The organism is Pseudomonas sp. RP-B7, assembly GCF_059803535.1.
In genome coordinates this window covers 50,772-70,978 of record NZ_JAPFHC010000034.1, presented here as the reverse complement: position 1 = coordinate 70,978, position 20,207 = coordinate 50,772, and the positions used below count along the sequence as shown (strand labels likewise).

At 63.0% G+C, this 20,207-nt stretch carries 13 protein-coding genes and 1 pseudogene; 10 read left to right on the top strand and 4 right to left on the bottom strand.

The window, feature by feature from the left end; translation table 11 throughout:
* Nucleotides 1-1,091: pseudogene (locus OPU96_RS24270) on the bottom strand (type IV secretion protein Rhs); the annotation flags it as partial.
* Between the two features lie 250 nt (nt 1,092-1,341).
* Here OPU96_RS24270 and lexA point away from each other — a divergent pair.
* The 7 genes from lexA (at nt 1,342) to OPU96_RS24235 (ending at nt 11,758) form a co-directional block, all read left to right on the top strand.
* On the top strand, nt 1,342-1,959 hold the full coding sequence (gene lexA / locus OPU96_RS24265) for a transcriptional repressor LexA (RefSeq protein ID WP_192300805.1): 618 nt from the start codon (nt 1,342-1,344) through the stop codon (nt 1,957-1,959).
* Complete coding sequence (gene imuA / locus OPU96_RS24260) at nt 1,959-2,573, top strand: translesion DNA synthesis-associated protein ImuA (RefSeq protein WP_192300806.1); 615 nt, start codon at nt 1,959-1,961, stop codon at nt 2,571-2,573. Before lexA ends, imuA begins: the two co-directional genes overlap by 1 nt.
* A 7-nt stretch (nt 2,574-2,580) precedes the next feature.
* A complete protein-coding gene (locus OPU96_RS24255; protein ID WP_226457302.1) occupies nt 2,581-3,996 on the top strand; it encodes a Y-family DNA polymerase in 1,416 nt (471 codons plus the stop codon).
* A complete protein-coding gene (locus OPU96_RS24250) occupies nt 3,993-7,064 on the top strand; it encodes an error-prone DNA polymerase (protein WP_226457303.1) in 3,072 nt (1,023 codons plus the stop codon). Before OPU96_RS24255 ends, OPU96_RS24250 begins: the two co-directional genes overlap by 4 nt.
* A 109-nt stretch (nt 7,065-7,173) precedes the next feature.
* Complete coding sequence (locus OPU96_RS24245; protein WP_498559833.1) at nt 7,174-8,874, top strand: ATP-binding protein; 1,701 nt, start codon at nt 7,174-7,176, stop codon at nt 8,872-8,874.
* Between the two features lie 8 nt (nt 8,875-8,882).
* A complete protein-coding gene (gene uvrA / locus OPU96_RS24240; RefSeq protein WP_498559832.1) occupies nt 8,883-11,390 on the top strand; it encodes an excinuclease ABC subunit UvrA in 2,508 nt (835 codons plus the stop codon).
* Between the two features lie 143 nt (nt 11,391-11,533).
* The gene (locus tag OPU96_RS24235; RefSeq protein ID WP_226457306.1) at nt 11,534-11,758 is read left to right on the top strand and encodes a DUF465 domain-containing protein; all 225 of its coding nucleotides are present in this window, start codon (nt 11,534-11,536) and stop codon (nt 11,756-11,758) included.
* Between the two features lie 166 nt (nt 11,759-11,924).
* Here the strand turns inward: OPU96_RS24235 and hglS are convergent, their stop codons facing one another.
* Nucleotides 11,925-13,301, bottom strand: a complete 1,377-nt coding sequence (gene hglS / locus OPU96_RS24230; protein WP_305390990.1) for a 2-oxoadipate dioxygenase/decarboxylase HglS — start codon at nt 13,299-13,301, stop codon at nt 11,925-11,927.
* A 289-nt stretch (nt 13,302-13,590) separates the two neighbouring features.
* On the opposite strand from hglS, the gene OPU96_RS24225 reads away from it, so the two are divergent.
* Both OPU96_RS24225 and OPU96_RS24220 read left to right on the top strand, forming a co-directional pair.
* Nucleotides 13,591-15,000 (top strand): OprD family outer membrane porin, encoded by a 1,410-nt coding sequence (locus OPU96_RS24225; RefSeq protein WP_226457308.1) that lies wholly within the window; start codon nt 13,591-13,593, stop codon nt 14,998-15,000.
* A 69-nt stretch (nt 15,001-15,069) separates the two neighbouring features.
* Nucleotides 15,070-17,706: an MGH1-like glycoside hydrolase domain-containing protein gene (locus OPU96_RS24220; RefSeq protein ID WP_498559831.1), complete on the top strand. Its 2,637-nt coding sequence runs from the start codon at nt 15,070-15,072 to the stop codon at nt 17,704-17,706.
* A 146-nt stretch (nt 17,707-17,852) separates the two neighbouring features.
* Here OPU96_RS24220 and OPU96_RS24215 read toward each other — a convergent pair whose 3' ends face one another.
* Both OPU96_RS24215 and OPU96_RS24210 read right to left on the bottom strand, forming a co-directional pair.
* Nucleotides 17,853-18,167 (bottom strand): SCP2 sterol-binding domain-containing protein, encoded by a 315-nt coding sequence (locus OPU96_RS24215; RefSeq protein ID WP_192300815.1) that lies wholly within the window; start codon nt 18,165-18,167, stop codon nt 17,853-17,855.
* A gap of 56 nt (nt 18,168-18,223) precedes the next feature.
* Nucleotides 18,224-18,934 (bottom strand): histidine phosphatase family protein, encoded by a 711-nt coding sequence (locus OPU96_RS24210; protein ID WP_226457310.1) that lies wholly within the window; start codon nt 18,932-18,934, stop codon nt 18,224-18,226.
* A gap of 195 nt (nt 18,935-19,129) precedes the next feature.
* Between OPU96_RS24210 and sohB the strand changes: the two genes are divergently transcribed.
* Entirely contained in the window at nt 19,130-20,155 is a 1,026-nt protein-coding gene (gene sohB, locus OPU96_RS24205; protein WP_226457311.1) for a protease SohB, read from the top strand.
* The last annotated feature ends 52 nt before the right edge of the window (nt 20,156-20,207 follow it).

Here is a 20,207-nt window from a genome sequence, read left to right as displayed (position 1 = left end):
GTCCCGGCCTTCAACTGCGCACTCGGCACCCCCGAAATCGGCGTCGCGGGACTGCCCAGCAACACCGGTTTGGCTGCCTCGACATGCTCCGCCAGCCGAGACTTACCAAATTGCCCAGCCATGTGCTCCAACCACCTGCGCGCCCGCTGGGACTTGATACCGCCCAGCACCTTCGCGCTCATGCGCACCACCACGCCCATCCCGCCAGTCGCAAGGCACAGCACCAGATTGATCAGCACTTCGGCGCTGATCTCTCCCAGCAGCTCGTTCAGATACGGCGGGGGCAGCAGGCGCATCCAACTGACCAGCGCCGACAGATAAACAAACAGCAGCGGCTCGTCGCTCAACACCAGCAAACCCTTGGCGATGGCGTCGGTGCCGGCTTTCAGCAGCTGTTCGAACTGGAGGTCGGTCAGGTAATGCAACAGTTGTTCGGCGTGGGCCAGCGGGTCTGCCAGCCACTGGAACAGTTGCTTGAGGGTGTCCCAGAGTGAATACAGTGCCTCACCAAACCCGCGTGCATAGGCCTCGTGCAGCGATAGGTAGCGCTGGAGGAAGTTGGCTTCGGAATAGTCCTTCCACAGCGGTTTGAAGGTGGTCTTCCATTCGCTGCGCAGCCAGTCTTCCAGCGGCGCGATCACCGCCTGATACGAGGCGTACAGCGCCTTGAAATGTGCCGTGGAGAGGTTGGGATAGAAGCTGACCTTGTAGCGCTGGTTGCGCTCGCATTCGCTGATTTCGAGGATGCCACTCGGGCCGATGGTTTTATGGAGGGGGTCACCTAGCGGGCGGCCATCTGAATCGATCCGCTGCACCTTCACCGGCGTGTTGCCGATGGGCACGAATCGCGCAGTCTGGAACATGTGCACCAGGGTCAACGTGCCATTGGCCGGGCAGGTTGCGGTGGTGCTGCTGGGGAGATTGGAGCGGCTGGCGGGTTCGACGAGTGCCACCTCGTTGCCGACTTTAAATACCTGTTCAACCTCCAACGCCGAAACACTGAAGGCGCTTTGCGTCCAGGCGTCATAGGTATTAAGGCAGCGGTTGAAGTCGCTGATAACCGCGTCGACGTCCCGCGATTTGGCATCCATGGCCGCCAGCACCAGATAGCCAATCGCCTGGCTGGTAGCGGAAATCACGACACGGCCCCCTTGATCAGGGCATCCAAAACAACATCCATCTGCAATCCCTCGCATGGTGAAAATCAGGCGAAGGACTTTGCAGAGGTTCTCAAAGCAGGGGAGTAGAGCTAATCCGGCGGTTGCGTGGGAGGTTTCGACAGGGCAGGTCTGATGCCACTCGACTGGCGGCTATTGTCAGAAATTTCTCACAGGAGTACAAATGTACTCCATGACGACTCTGACTCCCCGCCGCACCGCCATCCTGACCTTTATCCGCGACCGTATCGCGCAACAAGGCCAGCCCCCCAGCCTCGCCGAGATCGCCGAGGCCTTCGGTTTTGCCTCGCGCAGCGTGGCGCGCAAGCATGTGCTGGCGTTGACCGAGGCCGGTTTTATCGAGGTCAACCCGAACCAGGCGCGTGGTATTCGCTTGCTCAACCAACCGGCGCGCCCGGAGTGGCTGGATGTGCCGGTGCTCGGCCGGGTGGCCGCAGGCTTGCCCATCGGCGCCGATGCCGAAGTGCACAGCCGTCTGCAACTGGACCCAGCCACCTTCAGCAAAACCCCGGATTACCTGTTGCGGGTGCAGGGCGACTCGATGATCGAAGACGGCATCCTTGACGGCGATCTGGTCGGCGTACGCCGCAGTGCCGAGGCCTTGAACGGGCAGATTGTGGTGGCGCGCCTGGACGGCGAAGTGACCATCAAGCGTTTCGAACGCAGCGGCGACAGCGTGCGCCTGTTGCCGCGCAACCCCGCGTATCAACCGATCGTGGTGGGGCCCGACCGCGACCTGGCCATCGAAGGGGTGTTCTGCGGCCTGGTGAGGCAAGGCTGATGGGCGCCGTCGTTGCGCTGGACACGCTGTTCAATGGCGGCCGCGTGTGGAAAGGCCGGCCCGCCGCGCCACCGTCCAGCGTGCATCCCACCGGGCTGGCGGGGTTGGACGCGGTGTTGCCCAGCGGCGGTTGGCCGGAGGCGGCGTTGAGTGAAATCCTCATGGCCAAGGAGGGCGTCGGCGAGTTGCAGTTGGTGCTGCCGACCCTGGCACGCTTGTCAAAGGCCGGCGAGCGCATTGTGTTGGTGGCGCCGCCCTACACGCCGTATCCCCATGCCTGGCAGAACGCCGGGGTGGATCTGCGTTTGCTCTCGGTGATCCAGGCCGAGGAGCGCGACGCGCTGTGGGCAGTGGAGCAGTGTTTGCGTTCCGGCAGTTGCGGCGCGGTGTTGTGCTGGCCGCGCAAGGCCGATGACCGTGCGCTGCGGCGCTTGCAGGTGGCGGCGGAAACCGGTCAGACCCTGGCGTTCGCCTGGCGCTCCTTGAACGAGGCGATCAACTCATCGCCCGCCGCGTTGCGCCTGGCGGTTGAAGCGAAGCCCGCGCAAGTGCGGGTGCTCAAGTGCCGCGGCGGCCTGGCCCACCCGGCGCCGATTGCCCTGGCCGGGCACTGAGGTTGGCATGCGCTGGGTGTGTATTGTCTTTCCGCAATTGGCGCTGGACGGGGTGCAGCGTGCGCACCCCGAGCCGGACCAACCCCTGGCCCTGTTGGCCGGTACGCCGCAGCGGCGCGTGTTGCAAACCGTCAATGATGCGGCCCGAGCGTTGGGGCTGCGTCCTGGACAATCCCTGACCGCCGCCCATGCCCTGGTCCAGACGTTTGCCAGCGCCGAATACGACCCCGCCGAGATCGAACGCTGGCAGCAATTCCTGGCAGCCTGGGCCTATCGGTTCAGCTCCCAGGTCAGCCTGTATTACCCGCGGGCCTTGTTGTTTGAAATCGAGTCGAGCCTGGGCTTGTTCGGCCCGTGGCCGCAGTTCGAAGCGCGCTTGCGCCAGGAACTGACCGAGCTGGGTTTTCGCCACCGCATCGTCGCCGCGCCCAACCCGGCAGCGGCGCGGGTGCTGGCCAATCTCTACGATGGCCTGGCGGTGGCCGATGACCGCGCATTGATGCAGGCCTTGGCGCCGCTGCCAATTGACCGCGCCGGCCTCGACCCGCAAGCGGCCACGGCCTTGTCGCGCATGGGCCTGCGCACCCTGGCCCAGGTGCAGGCGTTGCCCCGGCACACCTTGGCGCGGCGGTTTGATGCCAGCCTGCTCAAACACCTCGATGCCTTGACCGGGCAGCGCCCGCTGGCCCTGGCGTTCTATCAACCGCCGGATCAGTTCGATGTGCGCATCGAGTTGAATTTCGACGTGCAATCCCACCAGGCGCTGCTGTTCCCGTTGCGGCGCTTGACCGGCGATCTGTCCGCCTTCCTCTGTGGGCGCGACAGTGGCGTTCAGCGTTTCGACCTGCACCTGGAGCATGCCCAGACCCCCGACAGCGTGATCAAGGTCGGCCTGCTCAGTGCCGAACGTGAACCGGCGATGCTGTTCGAACTGGCGCGCGGCCGCCTGGAGCAAGTGCAGGTGACATCCCCGGTGCGCGGCTTTCGCCTGGTGGCCCAGGACCTGCCGGTGTTCGTACCACAGCGCCAGGACCTGTTTGACGACCGCCCGCAACAGACCCTGCCGTGGGAGCAACTGCGCGAACGCCTGCGCGCCCGGCTAGGGGATGACGCGGTGCAGGGCCTGCGCTTTCACGCCGACCATCGCCCCGAATGCGCCTGGCAAGCGGCGGCCGACAGTCGCCCCAGCCCACCCCTGAACAACGTCCGGCGCCCCGGCTGGTTGCTGAGCGAACCGACCCTGCTGGCCGAGCCGGGCATCCAGATCCTCATGGGCCCGGAGCGCATCGAATCCGGCTGGTGGGACGGCGCCGACATCCGCCGCGACTACTACCTGATCCAGACCCGTGCCGGTCAACAAGGCTGGGCCTACCGCACCGTGGGCCAGCGCGATGGGCTGTGGCTGCAAGGCTGGTTTGCATGAGTTACGCCGAACTGCATTGTCTGTCCAATTTCAGTTTCCAGCGCGGCGCGTCTACGGCGCTGGAGTTGTTCGAACGCGCCAAACACCAAGGCTACAGCGCCCTGGCGATCACCGATGAATGCACCCTGGCGGGCATTGTGCGCGCCTGGCAGGCGGCCAAAGCGGTGCAGTTACCGCTGATTATCGGCAGCGAGATGCGCATCGAGAACGGCCCGAAACTGGTGCTGTTGGTGGAAAACCTCAGCGGTTACCAGCAGCTGTGCCGCTTGATCACGGTGGCCCGCCGGCGTGCCGAGAAGGGCCGCTACCGCCTGCTGCAAGAGGACTTCGACCAGCCGCTGCCCGGCCTGCTGGCACTGTGGATCGCCGAAGATCGCACCACCCAGGCCGAGATCCAATGGCTGCGCCGCACCTTCGCCGAACGCCTGTGGCTGGCGGTGCAGCTGCATTGCGGCCAGGACGATGCGCGCCTGCTGGAACAGCGCCTGCAACTGGCCGCCAGCCTGCAACTGCCTGCCGTGGCCTGTGGCGATGTGCACATGCATGCCCGTGGCCGCCGCGCCCTGCAAGACACCATGACCGCGATCCGCCATCACGTGCCGGTGGCCGAAGCCGGCACGCGCCTGCATCCCAATGGCGAGCGGCATCTGCGCAGCCTCGACGCCCTGGCCGCGTTGTACCCGCAAGCCTTGCTCGACGAAACCGCAACCATCGCCCGGCGCTGTACCTTCGACCTCAGCCAGTTGCGCTACCACTACCCGCGCGAATTGGTGCCCGCAGGCCATGACGCCCGCTCCTGGCTGCGCGCCGTGACCGAAGAGGGCATCGCCCGGCGCTGGCCAGAGGGCGTGGATGCGAAGACCTTGCAGCAGATCAACAACGAGCTGGAGCTGATCAGCGAGCTGGGCTACGAAAGCTACTTCCTCACCGTGCACGACATCGTACGTTTTGCCCGCAGCCGTTCGATCCTGTGCCAGGGCCGGGGCTCGGCGGCCAACTCGGCGGTGTGTTTCGCCCTGGGGATCACCGAGATCAACCCGAGCCTGATGAATATGCTGTTCGAACGCTTTCTGTCCAGAGAGCGCAATGAGCCGCCGGACATCGACGTGGACTTCGAACACGAGCGCCGCGAAGAAGTGCTGCAGTACGTGTTCCAGCGCTATGGCCGCACCCGCGCGGCGCTGACGGCGGTGGTCAGCAGCTACCATGCCGCCGGCGCGGTGCGTGACGTGGCCAAGGCCCTGGGTTTGCCGCCGGATCAGATCAACGCCCTGGCTGACTGCTGCGGACGCTGGAGCGACGCTGCGCCGCCACTTGAGCGCCTGCGTGAAGGCGGCTTCGACCCCGACAGCCCGCTGCTGCGTCGGGTACTCACACTGACCCAGCAACTGATCGGCTTCCCCCGGCACCTGTCCCAGCACCCTGGCGGTTTTGTGATTTCCGAATACCCGCTGGACACCCTGGTGCCGGTGGAAAACGCGGCGATGGCCGAGCGCACCATCATTCAATGGGACAAGGACGACCTCGACGCGGTAGGCCTGCTCAAGGTGGATATTCTCGCCCTCGGCATGCTCAGCGCGATCCGCCGCTGCTTCGATCTGCTGCGCCGCCATCGTCACCTCGACCTGGCCTTGGCGACCATTCCCAAGGAAGACCCGGCGACCTACGCGATGATCAGCAAGGCCGACACCATCGGCGTGTTCCAGATCGAGTCGCGGGCGCAGATGTCGATGTTGCCCAGGCTCAAGCCCAAGACTTTTTATGACCTGGTGATCGAGGTGGCGATCGTGCGGCCGGGGCCGATCCAGGGTGGCATGGTGCATCCATACCTGCGGCGGCGGAACAGGGAGGAAGAGACCACCTATCCCTCGCCGCAATTGAAAGCGGTGCTGGAGCGGACCCTAGGCATCCCGCTGTTTCAGGAGCAAGTCATGCAGATCGCCATGGTCGCTGCCGATTACGGCCCCGGCGAGGCGGATCAGTTGCGCCGTTCCATGGCCGCCTGGAAACGCCACGGCGGCCTGGAGCCGCACCAGGAGCGGCTGCGCACCGGCATGCTGAAAAACGGCTACAGCGAGGCGTTCGCCGCGCAGATATTCGAGCAGATCAAGGGCTTTGGCAGCTATGGCTTTCCGGAGTCCCACGCGGCCAGTTTCGCCTTGCTGACCTATGCCAGTTGCTGGCTCAAGTGCCATGAACCGGCGGCCTTTGCCTGTGCGCTGATCAACAGCTGGCCCATGGGGTTCTACAGCCCGGACCAGATCCTGCAGGATGCGCGGCGACATCGGTTGCAGATCCGTCCGGTGGATGTGCAGGCCAGTGACTGGGATTGCAGCCTGGAACCCATCGAGGGCGCGCAGCCGGCGATTCGCATGGGCTTGCGCATGATCGCGGGGTTTCGCGAAGAGGAGGGGCGGCGCATCGAAGCGGCGCGTCAACGTCGCCCGTTCAACGATATTGCCGACCTGGACGAGCGCGCAGGCCTGGACGCCCGCGCCCAGGCGTTGCTGGCGGATGCCGGTGCCTTGCGCGCCTTGGCGGGTAACCGGCACACGGCGCGCTGGGCGGTGGCCGGGGTGCATAAGCAACTCGGGTTGTTTGCCGGCTTGCCCAGCCCGGATGAAGACGTGGTGGAACTGCCCGCGCCCACGGTGGGGGAAGACTTGCAGGCCGACTACGCCACCGTCGGCACTACCCTTGGCCCGCATCCGCTGGCGTTGCTGCGTGATGAATTGCGCAGACGGCGCTGCCGCAGCTCCAGGGAGCTGATGGCGGTGGAGCATGGGCGCAATGTCAGCGTCGCGGGTCTGGTGACCGGCCGTCAACGTCCAGGCACGGCGAGCGGGGTGACCTTCGTCACCCTGGAGGACGAGTTTGGCAACCTCAATGTGGTGGTCTGGCGCGACCTGGCCGAGCGCCAACGCCAGGCACTGGTGGGGTCGCGGCTGCTGAAAGTGGACGGACGCTGGGAAGCGGTGGGCGAGGTGCGGCACTTGATTGCCGGGCGGTTGACCGACCTGACACCGCTGCTGGAAGGGATTCACGTGCGCAGTCGGGATTTTCACTGAGACGAGTGGTAGGTGCGTTGTTTAACGCCTAACGTACATAGGTTGAAACCATCTAAGTTTGCTGCGCTCCAAAACTTGCCGATGTCTTCTTTGCGTACTGAGCCAACCGATGCAGTTTTTATCCAACCCCCATGGCTGTGAAGGCTGGGCCGGTGAAATGGCCCAGCGGATCCGTGCCTTCGATTGGTCGGCCACCGACCTGGGCCCCATCGACCGCTGGTCCACCAGCCTGGCCTGCAACGTACAGATGATGTTGGCGTCCCCCGTGCCGATGGTGATGCTGTGGGGGCGCCTGGGTTACATGATCTACAACGACAGCTATTCGCGGTTCGCCGGCGGTCGCCACCCGTACCTGCTGGGCACGCCGGTGGAGCTGGGCTGGCCGGAAGTCGCCGACTTCAACCGGCACGTGGTGGACACCTGCCTGGCGGGCGGCACCTTGTCGTTCAACAACAAGGACCTGGTGCTGCTGCGCAACGGTTTGCCGGAAACCGTGTGGCTGGACCTCTATTACAGCCCGGTCGCCGGCGACAACCAGCAACCGGCGGGCGTATTGGCGATTGTGGTGGAGACCACCGAACTGGTGCAGTCCGAGCGGGTGCGCCAGGAACTCACTCACAACCTCGAACAGCGCGTGGTCGCCGAAGTACAGGCGCGCTCCGCCGCCGAGGAGCAACTGCGCCAGTCGCAGAAGCTGGAAGCCATTGGCGGCCTTACGGGTGGCGTGGCCCATGACTTCAACAACCTGTTGCAAGTGATCGCCGGCAACCTGCACCTGCTGGCCCGCCATGAACCGGACAACGCCCAGGTGCAGCGCCGTGTGGCGGCGGCGATTGCGGCGGTGGAACGCGGCGCCAAGCTGTCGGCGCAGCTGCTCGCGTTTGCCCGGCGTCAACCGCTGTCGCCAGCGGTTCACAACCCGCAACGCATTTATGCGGGCCTGGGTGAGTTGCTGCAACGGGCGCTGGGGGAAACCATTCATATCGACGTGCAAATGCCCCAGGACGCCTGGCTTATCAACGTCGATCGCAACCAGTTGGAGAACGCGCTGCTCAACCTGGCGATCAATGCCCGCGACGCGATGAAAGGCGAGGGTGTGATCCGCATCACAGGTGAAAACATCATCCTCAACCCCAGCGATTGTGCGGGCAAAAGCATCAAACCTGGGGAGTATGTGCGCCTGGCGGTCACCGACACCGGGGTGGGCATGTCGGCGCTGACCCTCAAGCGCGCGTTCGAGCCGTTCTTCACCACCAAGCGTGAAGGCCACGGCACCGGCCTGGGCCTGAGCATGGTGTTCGGGTTTGTGCGCCAGAGTGGCGGGCACGTGGAGATGTGGAGCGAGGAGGGCAAGGGCTCGGTGGTGCAGATGTATTTCCCCCACAGCCTGGAGCCGGAAAGCCTGGACGTGCACATCGATCAACTGCCCCACACCGGCGGGCAGGAAACCATCCTGGTGGTGGAGGACAATGAAGGCGTGCGCCTGACCGTGGTCGAATTGCTGCAGCAATCGGGCTACACCGTACTCACTGCCGAAGACGGCGACCGCGCCATGCAGGCCTTGCAAGGCGGTTTGCTGCCAGACCTGATTTTTACCGACGTGGTCATGCCTGGCCGCGTCAAAAGCACCGACCTGGCCGCCTGGGCCCGTGCACAACAACCCAGCGTGGCGGTACTGTTCACCTCCGGCCACACTCGCGACATTCTTTCCAGCAATCACTTGCTGAGCCCCGACATTCACCTGCTGAGCAAGCCCTACAGCCCCGAAGCCCTGACGCAACGGGTGCGCAGCGTGCTCACCGCGAGATAAGGTTGACCATGACTTCACAGCGCAACACCCCTCAATTCCACGGTTTCGTGCGGGTGCGTGGCGCCCGCGAACACAACCTGCGCAACGTCGACGTGGACATCCCGCGGGATGCCCTGGTGGTGTTCACCGGGGTGTCGGGCTCGGGTAAGTCGTCCCTGGCGTTTTCCACGGTGTATGCCGAGGCGCAGCGGCGCTATTTCGAATCGGTGGCGCCGTATGCGCGGCGGCTGATCGACCAGGTCGGCGTGCCGGATGTGGACTCCATCGAAGGCCTGCCGCCCGCCGTAGCCCTGCAACAACAGCGCGGTACGCCAAACGCGCGCTCGTCGGTGGGCAGCGTCACCACCTTGTCGAGCCTGATCCGCATGCTCTACTCCCGCGCCGGCAGTTATCCGCCGGGGCAGGCGATGCTGTATGCCGAGGATTTTTCGCCGAACCTGCCCCAAGGCGCCTGCCCGCAATGCCACGGCCTGGGGCGTGTGTATGAAGTGACCGAGGCGCTGATGGTGCCCGATCCGTCGCTGACCATCCGCCAGCGCGCGGTGGCGTCCTGGCCGTTGGCGTGGCAAGGCCAGAACCAGCGCGACATCCTCGTGACCCTGGGGTATGACGTGGACATCCCGTGGCGTGAGCTGCCGAAAAAGCAGCGCGACTGGATCCTGTTCACCGAAGAAACCCCCACCGTGCCGGTGTATGCAGGGCTCACCCCGGAGCAGACCCGCGAAGCGTTGCAGCGCAAGCTGGAGCCGAGTTACCAGGGCACCTTCAGCGGGGCGCGGCGTTACGTGCTGCACACCTTCACCCACAGCCAAAGCGCGCTGATGAAAAAGCGTGTGTCGCAGTTCATGCAGGGCAGCGCCTGCCCCTTATGCGAGGGCAAGCGGCTGACAAAGGCGGCGCTGTCGGTAAAGTTTGCCGGGGTGGACATTGGCGAGTTGTCGCAACTGTCCTTGACCCAGCTGGCCGAGCTGTTGCGGCCGGTGGCGGCGGGGCAGGACAGCATGCAACTGTCGGTGGAAAAGCGCCTGGCCGCCCAACGCATCGCCCAGGACCTGCTGGAGCGTGTCAGCACCTTGACCGAGCTGGGTTTGGGCTATTTGTCCCTGGAGCGCAGCACGCCGACGTTGTCGTCCGGCGAGTTGCAGCGCTTGCGGCTGGCGACGCAATTGGGCTCGCAGCTGTTTGGCGTGATCTATGTGCTCGACGAGCCGTCGGCGGGGCTGCACCCGGCGGATGGTGAGGCATTGTTCACCGCGCTCGCACGCTTGAAGGCGGCGGGCAACTCGTTGTTTGTGGTCGAGCATGACCTGGAAACCATGCGCCGCGCCGACTGGCTGATCGATGTGGGCCCGGCGGCGGGCGAGCATGGCGGGCAAGTCCTGTACAGCGGGCCACCGGCCGGGCTGGCGCAGGTTGAAGCGTCACAGACCCGTGAATACCTGTTCGCGGAAAAAAGCGCCTTGCCACGGGTGAGTCGCGAGCCCAGCGGCTGGCTGAAACTGGAAGGCGTGACGCGCAACAATCTCCGCGCGCTGAGCGTGGACTTCCCGCTGGGCTGCTTTACCGCGGTTACCGGGATTTCCGGGTCGGGCAAGTCCAGCCTGGTCAGCCAGGCCCTGCTGGATCTGGTGGGCAGTGGCCTAGGGCGCAGCGTGGAAAGTGATGAAGAACAGAGCCTGGAAGACGCCGCCCCGCAAACCAGCGGTGGGCGCATCAGCGCCGGGCTGGAGCAGATCCGTCGCCTGGTGCAGGTGGACCAGAAACCCATCGGCCGCACCCCGCGTTCCAACCTTGCGACCTACACCGGCTTGTTCGATCAGGTGCGCAAACTGTTTGCCGCGACACCGGCGGCGAAAAAACGTGATTACGACGCCGGGCAATTCTCCTTCAACGTCGCCAAGGGCCGTTGCCCGAACTGCGAGGGTGAAGGGTTTGTCAGCGTGGAATTGCTGTTCATGCCCAGCGTCTACGCACCGTGCCCGACCTGCCATGGCGCGCGCTACAACCCCGAGACACTGGCCATCCAATGGCAAGGCCTGAATATTGCCCAGGTGCTGGGGTTGACGGTGGAACAGGCCGTTGACGTATTTGCCGAGCAACCGGGGGTACTGCGGTCGTTGCAGGTTTTGCGTGACATCGGTCTGGGTTACCTGCGCCTGGGACAGCCGGCGACTGAACTGTCCGGCGGCGAGGCGCAACGCATCAAGTTGGCCACCGAACTACAACGCAATGCCCGGGGCGCGACCCTGTACGTCCTGGACGAACCCACCACCGGCCTGCATCCGCGGGACGTGGACCGCCTGCTCAGCCAACTCAATCAGCTGGTGGACGCGGGGCACAGCGTCGTGGTGGTGGAACATGAGATGCGTGTGGTGGCGCAAAGTGACTGGGTGATCGACATCGGGCCGGGGGCGGGAGATCTGGGGGGGAATGTGGTGGCGTGTGGCACGCCGCAGCAAGTGGCCAGAAGCAAAACCAGCCGCACCGCGCCGTTCTTGGCCCGGGAGCTGGCCTGAGCATCAGCCTTCGCGAGCAAGCCCGCTCCCCCAAAAGCCCGCCCCAGAATTTTGAACAGTGTCGTGACCGCAAACATGACACCCCCCTTGCAATGGTCTAGCTTCAAGGGCGTAAGCCATTGATCAACATGCGGAGGTACGTCATGCCAGTGAAACACGACCTGTATCAGGACTTGGGTTGGAGCAAGGAAGCCGTTCATGAACGCAGGGCGGGCGACAAGCGTCTGGATGCGCTGCTCACTCAATACGAGGATGCCGACAAAGAGGTTCTGAAGGCAGAAGCGGCCAGTGCCAGCGATGAGGATGTGGAGAAGCTGAAGAAGAAACGGTTGTTGGTCAAGGATAGGATTGTGGAGCAGTTGGGCTGAATGAAGCCTCACGCCCTACAGAAGGGGCGGACATATTTGTTCAGATTGATCTTACGGACAGCAACCCTGTTGCTGCCTATGATGCCCGTCACCCACCCGGCTCTTGGGGCTCTGGGGGCGAATACGGCGTAAGGATTACGCTGGTGAGCCGGGCGGGTATCTTGTTTCAGGCGAGCAGCGCCTGAGTGCATTCCTCAATCGAGCGCTGCTGCGTCTCGCCATACAACTCCAACTCGTCAATCGTCCGGCGCCCCAACGCCTTCTCGAACTCCGCCTTGTTTGAATTGGCCGCGTAATGACTCTGCGCGGCATCCCCAAGGTTCGACTGAAAAATCCCCGCCGCGCTTACCGGCAGGAAGTCTTCGTACACCAACGGCTCCACTGTCACATGACCTGCCGCGATCAGTGCCTCCAGTGTGCGTGGTTGATCGGCTTGGCCACGGGCCGCCAGGCCGGCATCGGTGGCGAAGTAGCGAAAGTAGGCGAGACCCTGTTCACGCATGTGTGCGTGGTTGTCGGGGAAGGCCTGGAAGTGCTGTTCCATCAGTTGCATGTAGCGTGCGGCATTGCCCTCGTTGGGGAACGCGCCCAGTTCATCGCGTGCGGCATTCAATAACTGGTCATACAGCGCACGGCCTTTGGGGGTCAGGGCTACGCCGCGTTGTTCGATTTCGCCGAAGCGGGCGCTGTGGCTGCCTCTGGCGTCGGTGAAGGCGATGGCTTCGTCGAGGGCCTTGAAGCTGGTCTGGCGCAGCAGGATCGGGCACTGGCGGCGCGGCGGGCCTTCGATCACAGCCTTGGGCGTGATGCCCTTGCCGGGCATGGCGGCCTGGACTTGGTCGATGTCCAGGGTGCGCGGGGTCAGGTGGTTGATGTGCGGGCCCTTGAACGCCACCACGTCGGCGATCAGGCGGTGCTGGTCGCTGAGTTGCTGGTACTGCGCGCGGGTGACAGTGGCGGTGTGATGCCAGCGGAAGGTTTCCAGGGCCTGGAGGATAAATTCCTCGGCATCCACGGCGTTGAGGCCGCCAGCCTTTTCCGCTTGTTCGATCAGCGCCAGGGCGCCAGGGGTGAAGATTGAGCGCTTGGCCAGGGCGGTTTCGGCGAAGGCGCGCAGCTCGGGGTTGTCGATCAGTTCCAGGCGCAGCAGCGAGGTGAACACGCGGAACGGGCTGGTTTGCAGCGCCTGCTCATGCACGGCGCGGAACGCGGTGGAATGCACCGGCACGCCGGCTGGGGTCAGGTCGTAGTAGCCCACCGGTTGCATGCCCATCACTGCAAACAGACGGCCGATGGTTGCCAGTTCGAAGGCGGTGCCCAGGCGGATGGCGCCGTGACGTTCCATGTCCAGGCGCTGGATTTCGCCGGTGCGTTGCAGTTGTTGCGCCAGGTCCGGCTGGGCCTCGAGCACGCGGGTGTTGGTCTCGGCCACCAGCGCCATCAGTGCGCCATACAGCGGAACTTCATCTCGGTACATGTCGGACATGGCCTTGGAAAAGCCCTTGCGGATCTCGTCGGGGCTGACATGTGCGGTGCTGGGCATAGAAAAATTCCTGATGACGATGGTGGTGGACGTAGCCGATGCCAGGATTTTGTTGGGCAGGGGGTGCGTGCGCAAACGAAGAATCTTCAGGACTTCATTCTGCAAATGAATGAGATGACGTGAATATGACAAAAAACCGCCAACGAAGAATTTCATTTTCCGACGGTTTTCCTAACTAATTCTTCACGGAGTCGGCCCCATCCGGCATGAAAGAATCGTCACGTTCGCAGGGATGAAAACGCCGTTTCGCACATCACACACATAAAAAAATGTTCAGGGGCCGTCGTTAATGAAAATTTCTACACTGGCGTTATCCATCACCGCCGCCGTTCTTGCACAACAGGCTTGGGCAGATGATTTCGGGCTCGGTTCGCTGGGCACCGGCAACGGACACAGCGGTTTCCTTGAGGACAGCCATGCGTCCGTGAGTTCGCGGACCATGTACTACAGCGCCGATAACCGTTCGGGGACCAACAACGATCTGCGTGAAGCCGCCACCGCGCTGCGCTTTGACTACAAGTCCGGTTTCACCCAGGGCACCGTTGGTGTCGGTTTCGACGTGATGGCCTTTGGCGCCCTGCGTCTGGACGGTGGCGATGGCCATACGGCGGGCGCAGGCCTGGCGGGCAATGGCAACAGCTTCTTCCCGACCAAGAACAACGGCACCGAACCCGCCGATGCGTTTGGACGCGCGGCAGGCAATGTGAAGTTCCGCATTTCCCAGACCGAGTTGCATGTCGGTGGCGGCCTGGCGCCGGTGTTGCCGATCCTGGTGTCCAACGATAGCCGTGTGGCCCCGCAAACCTTTGACGGCGGCATCCTCACCTCCAGCGATATTCCCAACGTCACCTTCACCGGGGGTGAACTGAACCGCGTCGAAGGCCGTGCCTCCAGCAATTCCACAGGTTTGAGCGTGGCGGGTGGCCAGCGCGACAGCGACAGCTTCAAGTTCGGTGGGGTGGACTACAAGCCGTTTGGTTCCTCCGACAACGTCATCGCGAAAAACCTGACGCTGCAGTACTACTACGCCCAACTCCAAGACTTCTACAAACAGAACTACTTCGGCCTGGTCCACGTATTGCCGCTGGGCAATGACCAATCGTTCAAGACCGACCTGCGCTACTTCGACAGCAGCAGTGACGGCAAGAACGGCCAGAGTGGCTACCAGTTCAACAACAACGGTGGCTACGCCAAGCACGCCAATGAAGTGGACAACAAAACCTACAGTGCGGCCTTCACCTACCAACTGGGCGGCAGCAGCCTGATGCTTGGCCATATTGGCGTGGGCGACGACGGCGGCTTTGTGTGGGTGAACCAGGGCAGCCTGGCCGACCCGCATGCGCAGGGTGCTGGCGGCAGCGATTTCTACCTGTTCACCGACGCCGTGGTCGGCCAGTTCTCCCGTGCGGGCGAGCAGGTCAACTTTGGTCAGTACTCGTATGACTTCAAGGCCTACGTGCCCGGCCTGAAGGCTTCCGTGGCTTACCTGGATGGCCGGGACATCAAGTCCAAGGTGGCTGGTGGCCCTGACCAGAAAGAAAACGAAGCCGACTTCCGTCTGGACTACGTTGTGCAGGCCGGTCCTCTGAAAGGTTTCGGGACGACTTTGCGGACTGGCACCTACCACGGCAAGAACACTGGTACTGCCGATCAGGATCAAACCCGCCTGATCTTCAACTACACCTACGCGATCTTCTAAACCTTCATGTGCACACGGGTGTGGATGGGTCCTACACTGCTCCCTACCTTGTAGGCGCCGGAGGACCGCATGACGGCCACGCCCGTAACCCGAATAACCGACACCACCGAAGGCCAGCGCCTGGCGACTCAGGACGCCGAGCGCTGGCGCGAGTGGGGCCCGTATTTAAGCGAGCGCCAGTGGGGCACGGTACGCGAGGACTACAGCGCCGACGGCGACGCCTGGGCGTATTTCCCACACGAACATGCGCGCAGCCGCGCCTACCGTTGGGGCGAGGATGGCCTGGCCGGTTTCAGCGACAACGCGCAACGCTGGTGCCTGGGCCTGGCGCTGTGGAACGAGCGCGACGCGATCATCAAGGAACGTCTGTTCGGCCTGAACAACGCCGAGGGCAACCACGGCGAGGACGTCAAGGAACTGTACTTTTTCGTCGATGGCGTGCCGAGTCATGCCTACATGCGCATGCTGTATAAATACCCGCACGCGGCCTTTCCCTACGCCGACTTGATCGCCGAGAACGCCCGCCGTGGGCTGGGCGATGCCGAATACGAAATCCTCGACACCGGGGTGTTTGAAGACAACCGTTACTGCGATGTCAGCGTCGAATACGCCAAGCATCAGCCCGACGATATTTTCATGCGCGTCACCGTGCACAACCGTTCGGATCAGCCGACACGCTTGCAGGTATTGCCCCAGGTGTGGGCGCGCAACGACTGGAGCTGGACCTTTGATGCGCCAGTGCCGCGCCTGGTACTCGACGGCGAACAGGTGCTAGCGCGTCATCATGAGCTGCCGGATCGTTACCTCAGTGCCTGGGGCCAGGATGGGGTGGAGTGGTTGTTCTGTGAGAACGAGAGTAACCACCCACGTTTGGATGGGCTACCGGCGCCGGGGCCGTTCAAGGACGGGATCAACGATTATGTGGTGGGCGGCGTCCAATCGGCGATCCGGCGGGACAGCGGCACCAAGGTCGCTGCGCGGTTCGTCCTCGAATTGGCAGGCTTGCAAAGCACAACCCTCTACCTGCGTTTTGCGCCGGTGGCCGCGCCTGAGGTCAATGCGCGCAAGCTGTTTGAGCTGCGGCGCCAGGAGGCCGACGATTTCTACGCAGCCTTGCAACAGGGCATCGCGTCTGAGGATGCACGCAACGTACAGCGTCAGGCATTGGCCGGTTTGTTGTGGTCCAAGCAGCTGTATTATTTCGACGTCAACCAATGGCTCGACGGCGACCCAGCCCAGCCCGCGCCGCCGGCCGAGCGGTTGCATATCCGCAACAGCCATTGGCGGCACCTGTCCAACTTCGACATCCTGTCCATGCCCGACACCTGGGAGTACCCCTGGTATGCCTCCTGGGACCAGGGCTTCCAGGCGGTGGCGATTGCGCTGATTGATCCGGCCTACGCCAAGAAACAATTGCTGCTGCTGGTCAAAGACCGCTTCATGCACCCCAATGGCCAGTTGCCGGCGTATGAGTGGCGCTTCGACGACGCCAACCCACCGGTACATGCCTGGGCCAGTTGGCGCGTGTATCAGCAGGATAAGGCGCTGACCGGCGTAGGCGACATGGACTTCCTGGAGCGGATCTTCCACAAGCTGCTGTTGAATTTTTCCTGGTGGGTCAATCGCAAGGATGCCGAGGGGCGCAACCTGTTCCAGGGTGGTTTCCTCGGCTTGGACAACATTGCCTTGTTCGACCGCTCGGCCGCGCTGCCGCCGGGGTATCAGCTGGATCAGGCGGATGGCACGGCGTGGGTCGCGGCATATGCCCTTGACTTGATGCGCATGGCTCTGGAGCTGGCCAGGCGAAATGTGGTGTACGTCGACATCGCGGTGAAGTTTTTCGAGCACTTCCTGTATATCGCTGGCGCCATCAATCGCGTGGATGACAGCGCCGAAGGTCTGTGGGATGAGCAGGACCTGTTCTTCTACGATGTGCTGCGCCGCCCAGACGGCAACAATGAACCGGTGCGCCTGCGTTCGATAGTCGGGCTGATGCCGCTGTTTGCGGTGCTGGTGCTGGAGCAGCGCGAGCATGAAGGTCTGGAAGGGTTGCGCGAGCGTTTGTTGGGCTTTATGAAGCACCGCCCGGACCTGGCCAAATTGGTCTCGCGGTGGAACGAGCCGGGGCAGGGCAATCGCCTGTTGCTGGCACTGCTGCGCGGCGAACGTACCAAGGACCTGCTGCGGCGCATGCTGGATGAACGTGAGTTTTTGTCGGCGTTTGGTGTGCGCTCCCTGTCCAAGGCGTTTGCCGAGCAACCGCTGGCCCTGAAGATGAATGGCAACACCCTGTGTGCCAGCTACCAGCCTGGTGAATCCGATTCGCGGTTGTACGGCGGAAATTCCAACTGGCGCGGGCCGTTGTGGATGCCGGTGAATTACATGCTGATCGAATCGCTGCGGGAATTTCACCGCTACTACGCCGACAACTTCTCCGTGGAGTACCCCACGGGCAGTGGTTATCTGGCGTCGCTTGAGGACGTGGCTGACGGGCTCAGTGAGCGGCTGACGGGGTTGTTTCTACGCGATGAAAATGGCCTGCGGCCATCGATGGCGGGGTATGCGCAGTTGCAGGCGGACCCGGCGAGTTGTGACCTGGTGTTGTTCCATGAGTATTTCCATGGAGAGACAGGGCGCGGCCTGGGGGCGTCGCATCAGACGGGGTGGAGTGCGTTGGTGGCGTTGTTGCTGCAACCGAAATCCTAAGGTCTGTGGTGGAGCAAAATGTGGGAGCGGGCTTGCTCGCGAAGGCGGTGTATCAGTCACAGATCGATCAACTGATAGTCCGCATTCGCGAGCAAGCCCGCTCCCACACAAGCACGCCCGCACAGGGATTCAGGGTTGCCCGTGAATCAGGAAGGGAACAGCTCGCTCAACTTCATTGCCAGCATCATGTCGCCTTCGGTGCGCAGCTTGCCACCCATGAAGGCCTGCATGCCGTCGGTGGAACCGTCAACGATGCCTTCCAGGGTTTCGCTGTCCATGACCAGCGTTACTTGTGCGTCTGGGTTTTCGCCTTCCTGCAGTTCGCAGGTCTTGTCTTTGACGATCAGCGAGAAGTTCTTGGTGTCGTCGATGCGGAAACCGAATACCAGGTCCAGGCCGTCAGCGGCGCTTGGGTTGAATTTGGCTTTCATTGCTTCTACAGCTTTGGCTACGTCAGTCATGGTTTCGATCCTTTTATGGTGAGTCCAGTGACCTTGGGGTCACGGTTGGCCGCAGCTCATCGGAAGGTGATGAGTTGCGGCGCCTTCAACAGTTGCAAGTGGGAGTGGCTGTTGAAGGAAGCCAGGGCCACCTCGCGACCGCGGAATTTCAGCTGGTTGAGCGAGGTGTTAACAATTTGCCAGTTCAGTTCGAAGGCCTGGGCAGCGGGCATCCGGGTAATCAGGTGGAGCAGGGCGGTGATGGTGCCGCCGGAGGTGAACACGGCGATTTTCTGCGCGTTGTCCGCCGCTTCAAGAATGCGCTGCAGGCCACCCTGGACCCGCTCGACAAACCCCAGCCAGCTTTCCAGGCCCGGCGGATCATAGGTGCCGGCCAGCCAGCGCTCGATGATCAGGGCGAAGATGCGCTGGAATTCGCTGCGGTTCTGCGCGGCATTGCGCAGGATCTCCAGGGCTTCGGGTTCGGTGGTGAGCAGGTCGGGGAGCAGGGCGCGGATGATCGCATCGGCGTCGAACTCGTTGAAGGCGCTGTCTACCTCCAAGGCCGGCACCGGCAGGCCGAGGGCGCTGTATTGATCGAACGCGGCGCTGGCGGTGTGCTGCTGGCGACGCAGGTCGCCGGCGATGCAGCGGTCGAACGTCAGGCCCAGTTCGGCCAGGTGGCGCCCGAGCACTTGCGCTTGTTCCACGCCGACGGGCGACAGGACGTCATAGTCGTCTGCACCGAAGGAGGCTTGGCCATGTCGAATCAGATAGATGCTGCCCACGTCCGTTTTCCCGGTACGTTGAAAGTCTGGCGAGGTTATGGGGATGCCTGCGAGCTGTCAATGGAAAAACATACGCTTGTTTTAAAAGCTCGTTGGAACGCTCCGTTGCTGGCGGTTTGATCACTGGCTCGAACGCGGTGCCGCCGGTATGCTTGGGCAATCCGCGCCTGGCGCACTGCACTTGTAAGGAGAAACATGGATTTCCTGGCCGAATACGCGAGCTTTCTGGCGAAGACCGTCACCCTGGTGGTCGCTATTCTGGTGGTACTGATCAGCTTCGCGGCATTGCGCAGCAAAGGTCGTCGCAAGTCCGCCGGCCAATTGCAGGTCAGCAAACTCAATGATTTCTACAAGGGCCTGCGTGAGCGCCTGGAATCAACCCTGCTCGACAAGGACCAGCTCAAGGCCCTGCGCAAGTCCGAAAGCAAAGCCGAAAAGAAGAACAGCAAGAAAAAGCCCGAGGCCAAGCCACGGGTGTTCGTGCTGGATTTCGACGGCGACATCAAGGCCTCGGCCACCGAGAGCCTGCGCCATGAAATCACCGCGTTGCTCAGCCTCGCCACGCCTAAGGACGAAGTGGTCCTGCGCCTGGAAAGCGGCGGCGGCATGGTGCACAGCTACGGCCTGGCCTCGTCGCAACTGGCGCGGATCCGCCAGGCGGGCGTGCCGTTGACCGTGTGCATCGACAAGGTTGCGGCCAGCGGCGGCTACATGATGGCGTGCATCGGCGAGAAAATTATCAGCGCCCCGTTTGCCATTCTCGGTTCGATTGGCGTGGTGGCGCAGTTGCCCAACGTCAACCGCCTGCTGAAAAAACACGACATCGACTTTGAAGTGCTGACCGCCGGCGAGTACAAGCGCACCCTCACGGTGTTTGGCGAAAACACCGAGAAGGGCCGCGAGAAGTTCCAGGAAGACCTGGACATCACCCATCAACTGTTCAAGAACTTCGTGTCGCGCTATCGCCCACAGTTGGCGATTGATGAAGTCGCGACCGGAGAGGTGTGGCTGGGTGTTGCAGCGCTGGACAAGCAACTGGTCGATGAGCTGCAAACCAGCGACGAATACCTGGCGACCAAGGCCAAGACCGCCGAGGTGTTCCACCTGCACTATGCCGAGCGCAAGAGCTTGCAGGAACGTGTCGGCCTGGCGGCCAGCGGTTCCGTGGACCGGGTGCTGCTGACCTGGTGGAACCGTCTGACCCAGCAGCGGTTCTGGTAACCCGACCCCTCGGATCCAAGTGATCCCTTGTGGGAGCGGGCTTGTGTGGGAG